Consider the following 15,898-nt stretch of genomic DNA (forward strand, 5'->3'; position numbering starts at 1 on the left):
GCAAGCCAGCTCCCACAGGAGCGCCTATGGCAAGACATCCAATTCACTGCCCCGACTGGGCCACCGCACTGCTCAACGGCTTCAGCCAGGTGCTGCTGCAACGCAACCCGCTGTGCGGCCTGTGCTGCCTGCTGGCGATACTGGTGGGCGCCCCGCAGCTGCTGGGTGGCGCGCTGCTGGGCGCGGCCAGCGGCCTGCTCACCGCGCAACGCCGTGGCTACCTGCGCGAACACCGCCAGGCCGGCCTCTACAGCTACAACGGCGTGCTGATCGGCCTGCTGTTCAGCCAGTGGCTGCCGCTGGGCCTGACCCTGCCCCTGTTGATCATCGCCGCCAGTGGCCTGAGCAGCCTGCTGCTGGCGCGCTGGCTGCGCGTTTGCGCGCGCCCCAGCTGCCTGCCCGCCTACACCGCGCCGTTCGTGCTGGCCGGCTGGGCCCTGGCGCTGGGCATCAGCCCTGCCCCTGGCAGCGGGCAAGCCTTCGACCTGAGTGACGTGCTCACCGGCCTGGGGCAGATCTTCGTGCTGCCCAGCCCCCTGGCCGGCGCGCTGATTGCCCTGGGCCTGCACCTGGCCGACCGCCGCGCCGCGCGCTGGGCGCTGCTGGGCTCTGCCGCCGGCCTGGCCTTCGCCTGGCTGCAGGGCGAGCCAGCGCTGCCCGGCCTGTACGGTTTCAACCCGGCGCTGGCGGCGCTGGCCTTCAGCGCCCAGCCGCTGCGCGCAGTGCTGGCCATCGGCCTGGCGCTGCTGTTGCAACCGGGGTTCGCCAGCCTGCCGCTGCCCGGCCTCACCGCGCCGTTCATTCTCGCCTGTTGGCTGGTGCGCGCCGGTGCCCGCGCCAGCCTGGTGGAGGGCACCTTGCACAGTCGCCGGTAAACGCCCTAGGCTTGGTCCATGTTCAGGAACCCGGACCCTATGGAAAGCCAACGCACCCTGCGCCAAAAGCTCTACACCATCATCTTCCACAGCGACACGGTGGCCGGCCGGCGCTTCGACACCACCTTGCTGTTCATCATCCTCGCCAGCCTGGTGCTGGTGATGGTCGACAGCATCGAGAGCGTGCACCGCGATTACGCCACCCTGTTCGCCAACATCGAGTGGGGCCTGACCGGCATCTTCACCGTGGAATACCTGCTGCGCCTGTACTGCACGCCGCGGCCGCTGCGCTACGCCTTCAGCTTCTATGGGCTGGTGGACCTGCTGGCGATCGTGCCGGGCATCCTCGCCATCTACTACAGCGACGCCCAGTATCTGATGATCGTGCGGGTGATCCGCATGCTGCGCATCTTCCGCGTGCTCAAGCTGCGCCCCTACCTGAGCCAGGCCAACTACCTGATGTCGGCCCTGCGCGGCAGCCGCCAGAAGATCATTGTGTTCCTGCTCAGCGTGGCCACCCTGGTGACGGTGTTCGGCACCCTGATGTACGTGATCGAAGGCCCCGAGCACGGCTTCACCAGCATTCCCATGGGCATCTACTGGGCCATCGTCACCCTCACCACCGTGGGCTTCGGCGACATCGTGCCCAAGACCCCGCTGGGCCAGATGATCTCGGCGCTGGTAATGATCACCGGTTACTCGATCATCGCCGTGCCCACCGGCATCTTCACCGCCGAGCTGGCCAACGCCATGCGCGGCGAGCGCCAGGAGCGCCCATGCCCGGTGTGCGCCAAGGCCGATCACGACAGCGAGGCGGCGTTCTGCTCCCGTTGCGGAAATGCCTTGTTTGAAAAAACTCCATAAGCGCCCAACTTTTCGGTCTTTCGGGCGCCAACAGCGCCCGGCTATAGTGGCTGGCCAATTGATTCCAACGACAACAACAGGGACATCCACCATGCACAAACTCTTGAGCGCCTCGCTGCTCGCCGCCGGGCTGGGCCTGGCCGGGCTGGTCCAGGCTGCCCAGCCGCCCTTGCTGAACGTTTCCTACGACGTGATGCGTGATTTCTACAAGGACTACAACGCCGCGTTCCAGAAACACTGGCAGGCCGAGCACAACGAGCCGGTCAGCGTGCAGATGTCCTTCGGCGGTTCCAGCAAGCAAGCGCGCTCGGTGATCGACGGCCTGCCCGCCGACGTCATCACCATGAACATGGCCACCGACATCAACGCCCTGGCCGACAACGGCAAGCTGGTGCCCGACGACTGGGTCACGCGCCTGCCCAACCACAGCGCGCCGTTCACCTCGGCCACCGTGTTCATCGTCCGCAAGGGCAACCCCAAGGCCCTGAAAGACTGGCCCGACCTGCTCAAGGACGGCGTGCAGGTGATCGTCCCCAACCCCAAGACCAGCGGCAACGGCCGCTACACCTACCTGTCGGCCTGGGGCTACGTGCTGAAGAACGGCGGTGACGAGGACAAGGCCAAGGCCTTCGTCGGCAAGCTGTTCAAGCAGGTGCCGGTGCTGGACACCGGTGGCCGTGGCGCTACCACCACCTTCATGACCAACCAGATTGGCGATGTGCTGGTGACCTTCGAGAACGAAGCGGAAATGATTGCCCGCGAGTTCGGCCGCGAGAAGTTCGAGGTCATCTACCCCAGCGTCTCCGCCGAAGCCGAGCCGCCGGTGGCCGTGGTCGACAAGGTGGTGGACAAGAAAGGCAGCCGCGCCCTGGCCGAGGCCTACCTCAAGTACCTGTGGTCGCCGGAAGGCCAGGACATCGCCGCGCAGAACTACCTGCGCCCGCGTGACCCGGCGGTGCTGGCCAAGTACCAGGACCGCTTCCCCAAGGTCGACTTCCTGTCGGTTGAAAAGACCTTCGGCGACTGGCGCACCGTGCAGAAAACCCACTTCGCCGACGGCGGCGTGTTCGACCAGATCTACACCCAGCAGTAACACCCTGCTGAACATTCGCCACAACGCTATACCTGTAGCCGCTGCCGAAGGCTGCGCTGGCCCACATCCACACTGGAGATTTCCAGTGAGGCACAGGGCCAGCGCAGCCTGGCGGCAGCGGCTACGGCGCACCATGCTGGTGCCATCAATAGCACGAACGTCCCACACCGTTATAAAAAAGCGCCACCCACGGTAATCCAGCGGCCAATTGTTTCGTCCTTTCTACATTGGCACAGCCATTGCTCTTCACGCCCCACCCCTCTCATGAAGAGAGCCGACCCGAGTACGACCATGCCCAGCTTCACGCCCACGCTAAAAGCCCTGGTCCTGTCGATTGCCACCAGCGGGATGCTGGTGGGCTGCGACAAGCCTGCTTCACCTACCCAGGCCGCCGCCGGGCCGATTGCCGTGGACGTGGCCACCGCCACGCCGGCCCTGGAACCGCGCACCACGGTGCTCACCGGGCGCCTGGAAGCCTTCCGCACCGCCGAGGTCCGCGCTCGCGTGGCCGGCATCGTCGAGCAGCGCACCTACACCGAGGGCGCGGCGGTGAACGCCGGCGACCTGCTGTTCCGCATCGACCCGGCGCCGTTTGCCGCCCAGCTGGCCGCCGCCGAGGCTGAACTGGCCCAGGCGCGCGTGGCCGCCGAGTCTGCCGGCGACATTGCCCGCCGTTCCCAGCAGTTGGTGGTGGACAATTCCATCAGCGTGCAGCAGAGCCGCCAGGACCTGTTCGCCGAGAAACGTGCCAAGGCCGCGGTGCTGTCCGCCGAGGCCAAGGTGCGCAGCGCGCGCCTGCAACTGGACTACGCCAGCGTCAAGGCACCGATAGCCGGGCGCGCCCGCCGCGCGCTGGTCAGCGAAGGCGCCATGGTCGGCCAGGACGAAGGCACGCCGCTGACCACCGTCGAACAGCTGGACCCCATCTACGTCAACTTTTCGCAGCCAGCCAGCGACTTCCTGGCGTTGGGCGAGGCGCTCAAGGACAGCCCCGGTGCCGCCCGCGTCACCCTGCGCCTGAGCGACGGCAGCCTGTACAAGCGCGCCGGCAAGCTGCTGTTCACCGACACCGCGGTAGACCCGAAAACCGACACCGTGGCCCTGCGCGCGCAGTTCGACAACCCCGAGCAGCTGTTGCTGCCCGGCCTGTACGTGCAGGTGGAGTTCGAACGCGCCGGCGGCCACCACGACGTGCTGATCCCACAGCAGGCGCTGACCCGCACCCGCGACGGCGCCTACGTGATGGTGCTCAAGGACGGCCACGCGCGCCAGGTCAACGTCCAGGCCCAGACCCTGCAGGGCCGCCAGTGGCGGGTCAGCGCCGGGCTGGACGGCGGCGAGCAGGTGATCCTCGACGGCGGCGCCCTGGGTGACGGCCAGGCCGTGGCCGTGAAACCTTCCGCCGACACCGGCACGGTAGCCGACCGCTCATAGGGAATCCCATGTCAGCCTTTTTCATCGCCCGGCCCGTCATGGCCTGGGTCATCGCCATTGTCATCCTGCTGGCCGGGCTGGGCGCGGCCACGCGCCTGTCCATGGAGCAGTACCCCAACGTCGCGCCGCCGCGCGTGGGCATCACCGCCAGCTACCCCGGCGCCTCGCCCGAGGTGGCCGAACGCACCGTCACGGCGGTGATCGAGCGTGAGCTGAGCGGCATTCCGGGGCTGCTGTATTTCGCCTCCAACAGCTCGGAAAACACCATCGAGCTGAACCTGTCGTTCGAGACCGGCACCAACACCCAGCTGGCGGCGGTGGAGGTGCAGAACCGCCTCAAGCGCGTGGAAGAGCGCCTGCCCGAGAGCGTGCGGCGCCAGGGCCTGACCGTGGAACAGAGCGGCCAGAACGAGCTGATGTTCGTGACCCTGACCGCCGACAACCCCAACGTCGATGACATCGAGCTGGGCGACTACGCCACCAGCGTGGTCCGCCCGGCCCTGCTGCGCACCCCGGGGGTGGGCGGGGTCGAGGTGTACAGCCCCGAGTACGCCATGCGCATCTGGCCCGACGTGCAGCGCCTGACCGCCACCGGCATCACCACCACCGAGCTGGTCAACGCCATCAGCCTGCAGAACCAGCGCATCACCCTGGGCGCCATCGGCACCCCGCCGTCGCCGGCCAGCACGGCGATTACCGCACCGCTGGCGGTGCAGGAAGAGCTGGACACGCCCCAGGCGTTCGGCGCCATCGCCCTGCGCGTGAACCCCGACGGCTCGGCCCTGCGTGTGGCCGACGTGGCACGGGTGGAGCTGGGCGGCATGAACTACGACTACCCGGCGTTCCTCAACGGCCGCTACGCCGGCGCCATCTCGGTGAAGCTGGCCAGCGGCGCCAACGCCCTGCAGACCGCCGACTCCATCAAGGCCACCCTGGCCGAGCTGGCGCCGGAGTTCCCCCCGGGCCTGCACTACCACACCGCCTTCGACACCTCGACCTTCGTGCACCTGTCCATCGTCAAGGTTGGCTACACCCTGGTGGAGGCCATGGTGCTGGTGTTCGCGGTGATGTGGCTGTTCCTGGGCAACTGGCGCGCCACGCTGATCCCCAGCCTGGTGGTGCCCATCGCCCTGGCCGGCACCTGCGCGGCCATGCTGGTGCTGGGTTTCTCGCTGAACGTGCTGACGCTGTTCGGCATGGTGCTGGCCATCGGCATCCTGGTGGACGACGCCATCGTGGTGGTGGAGAACGTCGAGCGGATCATGGCCGAGCAAGGCGTGGGTCCGCGCGAGGCCACCCTACAGGCCATGGGCCAGATCAGCGGTGCCATCATCGCCATCACCCTGGTGCTGACTGCGGTGTTCGTGCCCATGGCGCTGTTCCCTGGTGCCGTGGGGCAGATCTACCGGCAGTTCACCGTGGCCCTGGCGGTGCCCATGGCGCTGTCGGCGTTCCTGGCCCTGAGCCTGACCCCGGCGCTGTGCGCCACCCTGCTCAAGCCCGCCAGCCACGGCACCAGCCCCGGCCGCGTGGCGCGCGCCAGCCAGGCGTTCGCCGACCGTTACCTGCGGGCACTGGACGCCTTCCTGCGCCGGCCGCTGCGCTTCATGCTGCTGTACGCCGGCCTGCTGGGCCTGTGCGCGCTGTTGTTCGCCTACCTGCCGGGCGGCTTCCTGCCCAAGGAAGACAAGGGCAATTTCGCCACGGTGATCCAGCTGCCCACCGGCGCCACCCAGGCCGACACGCGCCAGGTGGTGGACGAGGTGCAGCGCTTCATGGCCCAGGACCCGAACATCGAAAGCCGCTTCGCCATGCAGGGCTTCAGCTATTTCGGCAACGGCCAGAACGCAGCCATGGTGTGGCCGACGCTGATCGACTGGTCGCGGCGCAAGCAGCCCGACCAGCAGGTGGACGCGATCATGCAGCGCATCAACACGCACTTCGCCCACGGCACCGCCAGCCAGCCCAAGGCCACGGTGAAGGCATTGAACACCCCGCCGCTGCCCTCCATGGGCCGCACCGAGGGCATCGACCTGCGCCTGCAGGACCGCGGTGGCCTGGGCCACGACGCGCTGCTGGCGGCCAAGGACCAGCTGCTGGCCCTGGCGGCCAGGAGCCCGGTGCTGGCCGACGTGTCATTCTCCGGCCAGGACGACGCGCCGCAGCTGCGCGTGAGCATCGACCGGGTCAAGGCGCAAAGCATGGGCGTGGCGGTCAGCGAGATCAACGACACCCTGGCCACGCTCTACGGTTCGCAGTACCTGGGCGACTTCATCTACAAGAACCAGGTGCGGCGCATCCTGGTGCAGGCCGAGGGCCGCGACCGCCAGGCCGCCGACAGCCTGCTGCAGGCGCGGGTGCGCAACAGCAATGGCGACATGGTGCCGCTGAGTGCCTTCGTCAGCATGCGCTGGACCCTGGGCGCGTTGCAGATCGACCACTTCAACGGCTTCCCGGCCATGGCCATCAGCGCCCAGCCGGCGCCGGGCTACAGCACCAGCCAGGCCATGGATGCGCTGGGCGCGCTGGTGGCGCAGCTGCCGGTGGGCGTGGGCTACGAGTGGGCCGGGCAGTCGTACCAGGAGCGCCTGTCGGGCAACCAGGTGCCGCTGCTGTTCGGGCTGTCGGTGCTGGTGATTTTCCTCTGCCTGGCCGCCCTGTATGAAAGCTGGTCGATGCCGCTGGCGGTGATCCTCGCCATCCCCCTGGGGCTGCTGGGCGCGCTGGCTGCCACACACCTGCGCGGCATGCCCGATGACCTGTACTTCAAGGTGGGGATGATCACCATCATGGGCCTGACGGCGAAGAACGCCATCCTCATCATCGAGGTGGCCGAGACCCTGCACCGCCAGGGCGCCAGCCTGCACCAGTCGATACTGGACGCCGCGCGCATGCGCCTGCGGCCCATCGTGATGACCTCGCTGGCGTTCATGTTCGGCGTGCTGCCCCTGGCCCTGGCCACCGGCCCGGGTTCGGCCAGCCAGCGGGCGATTGGCACCAGCGTGTTCGGCGGAATGCTGTCGGCGACGGTGCTGACGGTGTTCTTCGTGCCGTTGCTGTATGGCTTGGTGGTGCGCTTGCGCCGGCGCCCTACCCCCTCCGTAGCCGCTGCCGAAGGCTGCGCTGGCCCGTCGGTGCACTGAAGATCTGCGGCGCATGGAAGGGCCAGCGCAGCCTGGCGGCAGCGGCTACAGGGCGGGGGGGCGCCGCCACCTTACATCGGCGGCTTCAGGCCATTTTCCCCAGCGGAAATGGCCTTCGCGGTGTAGCTGCCGTCCGCCGCCTTCTGCGCGAACAGCACAATCTTCACCCCCGGCTTGAGCAGGCTGCGGTCAGCCGGCACCAGGTTGACTACCGGCACGTCGTCCGGCACCAGGATCTTCTGCTCGCCGCCTTTGTATTTCACGGTGATGGTGCGCCCGTTGGCCACCACCAAGTCGCCGACGCTGCCGTTGGTCATGCTGCTGTTGGCCGCCAGGTCGAAGGCGCGGTGGCCGTCGCCGGTGCCGGCCATGGAAGGCGGGAACACATGCACTTCCAGGGCCTTGAGGGTGCCGTCGGCCTGGGGAATGGCGGCCGAGCCGACGTAGCTGCCCGGCTTGATGTCGGCGATGTTGGCCAGGGTCACGCCGCGCACCTGGGTGTCGGGCGTCAGGTGCACCACCACGTCTTCGCCGCGGTTGGTCTTCACCTGCAGGTCGTCGCCGTTAATGGCGGTGATGGCCCCGCGCACGCCCGTGGGCTGCGCGTCGGCGGCGTGCAGGCCGCTGCTGGCAAGCACCGCCAGGGCCAGGCTGGATGCAGTGAACAAGCGTTTGAGCTTCATGAACGGCACTCCTGAGGGAAATCGATAGCTAGCGATCAATTCCCACTCTATCACCGTTGCTCAGGCCAGCGCGTGCTCTTCGTTGAGCAGGGTCACGCCGCCATCGATGATCACTTCCAGGTCGTGGTCCTTGCCCCAGCGGAACAGCTGGGCCAGCAGCGTGGCGTTGGTTTCGCCGAATAGGTACACGGTGTTCACCGGCTGTTCGAGGATCCAGCGGCCCAGGTCGGTGGCCTCCAGCGAGTGCTGGAAGTCGTAGCTGAACTCCGGCTCGCTGAAGCGCGGCTTCACCTCGACCACCGAGCTGGCCAGCAGGTCCGGCGCTTTTGCCGCCACCTGCACATGGGCCAGGGGAAACTTGCCCACCCGCCAATCGCGCAGCAGCTGCACCAGGCGCACCTTGGCGCGCTGGGCCTTCATGTCCAGGCGGCCTTCGGAAGGAATTTCCAGGCGCTGGTTGAGGATCAGCCACACCGGCTGGCGGCGCGGGGTCTTGAGCAGCACCTCGGCCTTGACCTTGGCCGCGCGCAACGCCAGCGCCAACACCAGCAGCAACGCCGTGGCCACCCAGCGCAGGCTGCCCTCGCCTGCCGCCTGCACCACCAGCGCCAGCGCCACGCAGCCCAGCCACAGGTAGTCGGCGCGCTTCCACGCCACCTCGCCCCAGCGGCCCAGGGAGATGCACGCCCAGCAGAACAGGCTGTACAGGAACAGCGCCAGCACCGCCAGCCAGCGCAGGTCACGCGCCAGCGCCAGCACGTCCAGCGCCGGGCTCAGCCACAGCGACACCACGGCCAGCAGCACCAGGGAAATAAGAGTGGGTAACAGGTAAGGCTTGTTGAAAAACTGCTTCATGAATGTCAGCCGAAAAGTCCAGGGGGCGTTGGGACGTATCGGCGGCGGGTGGGGATTCTTGATGGTTGATTTGGCGTGGCGCGCGGACGCGACCACATCACCCCAAGGTCCCGTAGCAGCGGCCGCAGGCCGCGTCCGCCAACGCAACCAATCCCCCGCCGTACACGTAGCCGCTGCCGAAGGCTGCGGCTACGCAAAGCGCGAAGGCACAAAAAAGGCGCCGCCCTGCAAGGCAGGTGCGGCGCCTGATTAAACAACAGCCAGCTTACGCCAGGCTCTTGCTCACCACTTCATACACGTCACTGCTCAGCTCGCCGGAGGCCAGGATGCGCTCCAGCTCGCCGCGCATCAGCGCCTGGCGGTGTGGGTCGTATTTGCGCCAGCGGGTCAGTGGGCCCAGTTGGCGCGAGGCGATCTGCGGGTTCAGGGCGTTGAGCTGGATGACCAGGTCGGCCAGGAAACGGTAGCCCGAGCCGTCCACGGCGTGGAAGTTGACCAGGTTCTGCTGGGCGAAGGCGCCGATCAGGGCGCGCACCTTGTTGGGGTTCTTCAAGGTGAACGCCGGGTGCTGCATCAGCGCCTGCACGCGTTTCAGGCCGCCTGGCAGGGTGCTGCCGGCCTGCACGCTGAACCACTGGTCCATGACCAGCGGGTTGTCCTTGAAGTGCTCGGCGAAGGTTTCCAGGGCCTTGGCTTTCTCGGCGTCGAAGTGCGAGTTGACCAGCACGGCCAGCGCGGTGAGGCGCTCGGTCATGTTGTCGCAGGCGTCGAACTGCTCCAGGGTGGCTTCCAGCACTTCCGGCTTGGCCGTCAGCATCAGGTACGACAGGGCGATGTTCTGCAGCGCGCGGCGGGCGAAGTGCTCGGCCTCCGGCACGTAGGCGGTCTCGCGCGAGATGGCGCGGTTGGCCTGGTAACGCTGCCACAGGGCGCCGTACAGGTGCTCGGCGATCTGCGCGCGGGCAAATTCGCGGGCGGCGTGGATGGCGTCCACTTCGGCGCGGTCGCTGAGCTCGGCCAGGTAGGCTTCGCTCGGCAGCGAGAGCATCTCGGCGACCATGGCCTGGTCCAGGCTGTGGTTCGCCAGCACGGTGCCCAGGGCGGTGACCAGCCGTGGGTCGAGCACCATGGGCTGGTTTTCCATGTACTGCGCGGTCAGTTCCTGCAGGCACTGCACGGCCAGGCGCTGGCCGGCGTCCCAGCGGTTGAAGCCGTCGCTGTCGTGCTGCATCAGCACCATCAGCTGGTCGCGGTTGTAGTCGAAGCTCAGCTTCACCGGCGCGCTGAAGCCGCGCAGCAGCGACGGCAACGGCTTGGCGTCGATGTTGTGGAAGGTGAAGGTCTGGTCTTCCTCGGTCACCGACAGCACGCGGCTGGTGCCCACCGGCGCGCTTTCACCGGCCAGTTGCAGCGGCAGGTCGTTGCCGTGGGCGTCGATCAGGCCCAGGGCCACGGGGATCACGAACGGCAGCTTCTCGGCCTTGTCCGGGGTAGCCGGGCAGGTCTGGTGGAAGTGCAGGCTGTAGGTCTTGGCCGCGGCGTCGTAGGTCTCGCTGACCTGCACGCGCGGGGTGCCGGCCTGGCTGTACCAGCGCTTGAACTGGGTCAGGTCGACGCCGTTGGCGTCTTCCATGGCCTTGATGAAGTCATCGCAGGTCACGGCCTGGCCGTCGTGGCGTTCGAAGTACAGGTCGCTGCCCTTGCGGAAGCCTTCGTTGCCCAGCAGGGTGTGGATCATGCCGACCACTTCGGCGCCCTTCTCGTACACGGTCAGGGTGTAGAAGTTGGAGATCTCGATGAAGCTGTCCGGGCGCACCGGGTGGGCCATCGGTCCGGCGTCTTCGGCGAACTGGTGCGTGCGCAGGTACGCCACGTCCTGGATGCGCTTGACCGTGGCCGAGTTCATGTCCGAGGAGAAACCGGCGTCGCGGTACACCGTGAAGCCTTCCTTCAGCGACAGCTGGAACCAGTCGCGGCAGGTGACGCGGTTACCCGACCAGTTGTGGAAGTATTCGTGGGCGACGATGGCCTCGACGCGCTGGTGGGCGGCGTCGGTGGCGGTCTCGGCGCGCGCCAGCACGGCGCTGGAGTTGAAGATGTTGAGGCCCTTGTTCTCCATGGCGCCCATGTTGAAGTCGTTGACCGCGACGATCATGAAGATATCCAGGTCGTACTCGCGGCCATACACCTCTTCGTCCCAGCGCATGGACTTCTTCAGGCTGGTCATGGCGTGCTGGCACTTGTCGATGTTTTCCGGCTCGACGTAGATGCGCAGGGTGACGTCGCGCTTGGAGGCGGTCTCGAACTTGTCTTCCACGCACCACAGGTCACCGGCCACCAGGGCGAACAGGTACGCCGGCTTCATGAACGGGTCTTCCCAGGTGGCCCAGTGGCGGCCGTCTTCACCGGGGCCGCTGGCAATCGGGTTGCCGTTGGACAGCAGCACCGGGTAACTGTGCTGCTCGGCGCTGACCGTGGTGGTGAACTTGCTCATCACGTCCGGGCGGTCGAGGTAGTAGGTGATCTTGCGGAAGCCCTCGGCCTCGCACTGGGTGCAGAACATGCTGCCGGACTTGTACAGGCCTTCCAGCGCCGTGTTGGTCTCGGGGTGGATGCGCACGCTGGTGTCCAGCGTGAAGCTGGCCGCCGTGGGGTGCAGGGTCAGGTGGCTGTCGTCGATCTGGTAGTCGGCAGCACCCAGTTCCACGTCGCCCAGGCTGACCGACAGCAGTTCAAGCTGCTGGCCGTCCAGCACCAGCGGCGGCAAACCAGGCCCGCGGGCCGGGTTGCGGCGCATGACCAGCTGCGCGTGGACCAGGGTATGGTCGTCGTGCAGCTCGAAGGTCAGGTGCGTTTCGTCGATCAGGTACTCAGGGGCCTGGTAGTCCTTGAGGTAAATCATTTTCGGCTGTTCGGTGCGCATGCTGACATCCTTCTACTGATGCACGGCGAGCTGGTACGCCGTGTATTTGCGAATATTGATCACGCCGGTGTCGAAGATCAGGTACTGGCCCTTGATGCCCAGCAGCGTGCCCTCGGCGATCGGATTCTTGTCCAGGTTGAAACTGGCGATCTTGGCCGGGTAGGCCTGGACCGGATAGCGGATCTCCAGCACTTCGGTGTCATGCAAGGGTTGGATGGCTTGCAGGCCGAAGCGTTCCTGCAGCATCGACAGGCCGGCGCCGCAGGTGTCGAACAGCATGTCGCGCACCTGGGGCAGGTCGACCGGCGCGGCGTCGCCCTTGAGCAGCGCGCGCCAGTTGGTACGGTCGGCCACCTGGCTGCGGAACAGGTCTTCCACCAGCCCCGATTGCTGGCGGGTGGCCACGCGCACGATCGGCAGGGCCTGGCTGGCGCCCTGGTCGAGCCAGCGCGTGGGCAGCTGGGTGGCGCGGGTGATGCCGACCTTGATGCCCGACGAGTTGGCCAGGTACACCACGTGGTCGGTCATGCAGAACTGCTCGCCCCAGGACGGCTCGCGGCAGGTGCCGGCGTCGTAGTGGCAGCGCTCGGGGCTCATGATGCACACGTCGCACTGGGCCAGCTTGGTCATGCAGGGGTAGCAGTAGCCCTGGCTGAAGCTGGTCTTGGTCTTGCGACCGCAGTGGGTGCAGTGGATGGCGCCCAGGTATTCCAGGCGCAGGGGCTTGCCGATCAGGTCATTGACCGGGATCTCGACGTCGCCCAGGCGAAAGCTGTACTGGACCGCCGACTCGTCGAGCCGGGTGGCCATCTTGCTCAGGGTACCGCGACCAATCTCGTTCAATGGACAGCATCCGACTTGAACAGAATGTTCGCCACCGGCGCCGACTTCGAGGCGCATTCCTGCGGGCCCATGTAGCCGGTGCGCTGGTCTTCGGGCAGGTTCTGCATCTCCCAGGCGATCACCGCCTGCAGCGACAGCTCTTTCTGCTCGGTGGTGAGCTTGCGGCCGTCGGACCATTTGCCGATTTCCACGGCCAGTTTCAGGCTCTCGTAGATTTCGGGGGTGATGTTTTCGATCATGTGGGCGAAGGAAGTCATGGCGTCTCCAGAATTTATGCGCGTAGTTTACGGCGCGCGAAGGCGCCACCCAAGAGCCCTGTCAGGCAACCGACCAACAGCCCGCCGACGTGGGCGGCGTTGGCGATCTGGCCGAACATGCCCACCAGCGGGGTCATGCAGATGACCAGCCACGCCAGCATCATCACCAGCACGCTGCGCGGCATGCGGTAGACGTTGTTGGGCGCCAGCCACTGGAACACGAACACGTGACCCAGCAGCCCGTACAGCACGCCGGACAGGCCACCGAACAGGGTCGGCCCGCTGTACCAGTACTGGGCCGTGTTGGACACCAGGCTGAACAGCAGGGTCAGGCCGATGAGGTTGATGCGGCCCTGCAGTATTTCGACGCGCTTGCCCAGTTCCCAGTACCACAGGGCGTTCATGGCCAGGTGCAGCACGCCAAAGTGCAGGAGCATGGGCGTGAACAGCCGCCACCACTGGCCAGCGTCGAGGCTGGCGCCCAGGGGCAGGAAGTAGAGGTTTTCGCTGTCGAAGCTGAAGTCCTGGAAGGTCAGCCAGTGCAGGGTGTCGAAGTTGTCGCCCAGGTAGGTCAGGCCGGCGACGATCAGGCACAGCAGCAACACCAGCGCCGTGGCCGGGCAGGCGCGGGCCTGGTCGGCCAGGCTGGGCCGCGATATTCGTGGCCGGGGCTGGTAGCTGCTCAGGTCGAGGTCGGCGTTGCCGTCAGGGTAGCGCGCGTACAGGTCGCGGATGTCGGCGGCCATCTGTTCGTCGACGGCCCACAGCACCTGTTCGCCACGCTCCTCGCTGACCCGGTGCGGCACCTGCAGGCGCGCCAGCAGCTGCACGAAGCCGCTGAGGTCGGTGCCCAGGGGCACGCGCATCACGGTGACCGGCCTCATGGCTGCACCTGCGCGCGTTCCACGTCCACCCACACGAACTTGTGCGGGTCGATGAGCGTTTCCTGGTCCAGGCGGTAGGCCACCAGCTTGCCGTAGAGCACGGCGCTGTAGTCCAGGCAGGCCAGGTTGGGGCGGATGGCCGAGGGCCGCCCGCTGCGCCAGTAATGGCCGACGAACAGCAGCGGCTCGTCGATGCCGTAGCGCAGCAGGTTGTTCTTCTGGCTGCTGGACAGCGGTGTGCTGGCCACCTCTTCGGGCAGCGCGTCGGGCTGGAAGACGATGTCGCCGTAGGTTTGCGGGTCGTCTTCCCAGAACTTGGTGCGGAAGAAGGCGCGGGTCAGGCCGTCGCCGCCGGTCAGGGTCAGGCCGTCGGGCAGGCGCATGTCGGTGCCGCGCAGCAGGCGGTCGAAGACGTTGCAGGCAAAGCTGCCCGGCACCGCGGCGGCCTGCACGAAGTGCTCGTCGATGCAGCCGTCCGGGTACTGGCCGCGCAGCAGCTCGATCATGCTGTGGTCCCAGCAGGCGTGCACCAGGCGGAAGCGCCCGGCGTCGATGAACAGCGGCATGTCGTAGAACCACTGCACGAAGTCTTTCCAGTCACCGGGGTGCTGTTCGAACTGCGCCAGGGTGTCGCCGATAAGCCGCGCGTGGCGTGGCGTGTGCTCGCGCACGAATTGCTTGCCGCTGCCAGGCGGCGCCGGCGTGCACCAGCCCAGCGCGTTGAACTCATGGTTGCCCATGATGCAGTGCGCCTGGCCGGCGTCGACCATGTCGTGGACGATGTGCAGCGCCTCGCGAATGCGCGGGCCGCGGTCGATGATGTCGCCCAGGAACAGTGCCTGGCGCTGGGCGTGCCGCCAGATACCGCCCTGTTTGCGGTAACCGAGGGTGTCGAGCAAGTGCTCAAGGGTATGAGCGCAACCGTGCACGTCACCGATCAGATCGTAGCTGCGTGCGGGATCGAGCATCAGTCTCCTGTGCCTCCCAGCCGGCTGCCCCAACCGAGTTTGGTGCGGCAGACTTCGTAGTAGTTGTGGTCCAGCGGGTGGATCAGGCGCAGTTTCTGCGACTTCTTGCTGACCGTGACGGTGTCGCCCGGGGCGCAGGTGAAGTGGTTCTGGCCGTCGCAGGACACCTGCGGGTAGATGGTCATGTCCTTGGACACCACGATCTTCAGTTCACTGTTGCCGTCCACCACGATCGGCCGGCCCGACAGCGTGTGCGGGTACATGGGCACGATGACGATGGCGTCGAGCTTGGGGTGCATGATCGGCCCGCCCGCTGACAGCGCGTAGGCGGTGGACCCGGTGGGCGTGGCGACGATCAGGCCGTCGGCCTTCTGGCTGCACACGAACTGGCCGTCGATGTAGATCTCGAACTCGATCATGCGCGTGGACTTGCCGGGGTGCAGCACCACGTCGTTGAGGGCGTCGCCCTGGCCGATGGCCTCGCCGTGGCGGCGCACTTCGGCCTGCAGCAGGAAGCGGTTTTCCACCAGGTAGTGGCCGTCCAGCACCTCGGCGACCTTCACTTCCAGCTCGTCGGGGCGAATGTCGGTGAGGAAGCCCAGGCTGCCGCGGTTGATGCCCAGCACCGGCACGTTGTGCTTGGCCAGCGCCCGCGCGGCGCCCAGAAGGCTGCCGTCGCCGCCGACGACAATCACCATGTCGCACACTTCGCCGAGCATCTTGCGCGTCGAGGTCTGCAGGTTGTGCCCCGGCAGGACCTCGGCAATGGTGTCCTCGAGGATGACGTGCAGGTGCCGGTCGAGCAGGAATTTTTTCAGGCGGCGAATGGTATCAAGCACCTGGGAACTGCCGAGGCGGCCGATGATACCGATATTGCGAAATTGCTCCATGGGGCTCCTGCGGGGTCTGGAACGGGCGCGGCCACGGTGCGGCGCCTTGGGAAACGTGGGGTCGATTATGGGCGAAAGCAACCGGCAGGACAAAAAGGTTTGCTGTATGAGGTGGCTAAAGCACCGTAGCCGCTGCCGAAGGCTGCGCTGGCCCTATGCCCCGCTGGAGATCTCCAGGGTTCATAC

General features: G+C 66.9%; 13 protein-coding genes. 5 read left to right on the forward strand and 8 right to left on the reverse strand.

All coding sequences use genetic code 11. The features are described 5' to 3' along the window. The first annotated feature begins 26 nt into the window (after positions 1-26). From AC0J42_RS22465 to AC0J42_RS22485, 5 genes are all read left to right on the forward strand, one after another. Complete coding sequence (locus AC0J42_RS22465; RefSeq protein WP_473003910.1) at positions 27-875, forward strand: urea transporter; 849 nt, start codon at positions 27-29, stop codon at positions 873-875. A 39-nt stretch (positions 876-914) separates the two neighbouring features. Then, the gene (locus AC0J42_RS22470) at positions 915-1,739 is read left to right on the forward strand and encodes an ion transporter (protein ID WP_473003912.1); all 825 of its coding nucleotides are present in this window, start codon (positions 915-917) and stop codon (positions 1,737-1,739) included. A gap of 91 nt (positions 1,740-1,830) precedes the next feature. Then, complete coding sequence (locus AC0J42_RS22475) at positions 1,831-2,832, forward strand: sulfate ABC transporter substrate-binding protein (RefSeq protein WP_473003914.1); 1,002 nt, start codon at positions 1,831-1,833, stop codon at positions 2,830-2,832. A 291-nt stretch (positions 2,833-3,123) separates the two neighbouring features. Further along, complete coding sequence (locus AC0J42_RS22480) at positions 3,124-4,266, forward strand: efflux RND transporter periplasmic adaptor subunit (RefSeq protein ID WP_473003916.1); 1,143 nt, start codon at positions 3,124-3,126, stop codon at positions 4,264-4,266. A gap of 8 nt (positions 4,267-4,274) precedes the next feature. Beyond that, entirely contained in the window at positions 4,275-7,409 is a 3,135-nt protein-coding gene (locus tag AC0J42_RS22485) for a multidrug efflux RND transporter permease subunit (protein WP_473003917.1), read from the forward strand. 71 nt (positions 7,410-7,480) lie between these two features. Here the strand turns inward: AC0J42_RS22485 and AC0J42_RS22490 are convergent, their stop codons facing one another. The 8 genes from AC0J42_RS22490 to AC0J42_RS22525 all read right to left on the reverse strand — a co-directional run bounded on the left by AC0J42_RS22490 (position 7,481) and on the right by AC0J42_RS22525 (position 15,712). Beyond that, the gene (locus AC0J42_RS22490; protein WP_416425974.1) at positions 7,481-8,092 is read right to left on the reverse strand and encodes a DUF5666 domain-containing protein; all 612 of its coding nucleotides are present in this window, start codon (positions 8,090-8,092) and stop codon (positions 7,481-7,483) included. A gap of 60 nt (positions 8,093-8,152) precedes the next feature. Continuing rightward, positions 8,153-8,947 carry a hypothetical protein gene (locus AC0J42_RS22495; RefSeq protein WP_416425976.1) on the reverse strand — a complete coding sequence of 265 codons (795 nt, stop codon included), beginning with the start codon at positions 8,945-8,947 and terminating at the stop codon, positions 8,153-8,155. Positions 8,948-9,212: 265 nt separating this feature from the next. Further along, the gene (pepN, locus tag AC0J42_RS22500; protein ID WP_473003920.1) at positions 9,213-11,870 is read right to left on the reverse strand and encodes an aminopeptidase N; all 2,658 of its coding nucleotides are present in this window, start codon (positions 11,868-11,870) and stop codon (positions 9,213-9,215) included. A gap of 12 nt (positions 11,871-11,882) precedes the next feature. Next, positions 11,883-12,713: a DUF2797 domain-containing protein gene (locus tag AC0J42_RS22505; RefSeq protein WP_416425981.1), complete on the reverse strand. Its 831-nt coding sequence runs from the start codon at positions 12,711-12,713 to the stop codon at positions 11,883-11,885. Then, the gene (locus tag AC0J42_RS22510; RefSeq protein WP_008371636.1) at positions 12,710-12,970 is read right to left on the reverse strand and encodes a YeaC family protein; all 261 of its coding nucleotides are present in this window, start codon (positions 12,968-12,970) and stop codon (positions 12,710-12,712) included. Before AC0J42_RS22510 ends, AC0J42_RS22505 begins: the two co-directional genes overlap by 4 nt. Before the next feature lie 14 nt (positions 12,971-12,984). After that, positions 12,985-13,854 (reverse strand): rhomboid family intramembrane serine protease, encoded by an 870-nt coding sequence (locus AC0J42_RS22515; protein ID WP_473003922.1) that lies wholly within the window; start codon positions 13,852-13,854, stop codon positions 12,985-12,987. Then, positions 13,851-14,822, reverse strand: a complete 972-nt coding sequence (locus tag AC0J42_RS22520) for a metallophosphoesterase (protein ID WP_416425985.1) — start codon at positions 14,820-14,822, stop codon at positions 13,851-13,853. The genes AC0J42_RS22515 and AC0J42_RS22520 overlap by 4 nt, the downstream gene beginning before the upstream one ends. Next, a complete protein-coding gene (locus AC0J42_RS22525; protein WP_416425987.1) occupies positions 14,822-15,712 on the reverse strand; it encodes an NAD(+) kinase in 891 nt (296 codons plus the stop codon). The genes AC0J42_RS22520 and AC0J42_RS22525 overlap by 1 nt, the downstream gene beginning before the upstream one ends. Between the last annotated feature and the right edge of the window lie 186 nt (positions 15,713-15,898).

The organism is Pseudomonas sp. Tav-5-1A (genome assembly GCF_055755055.1).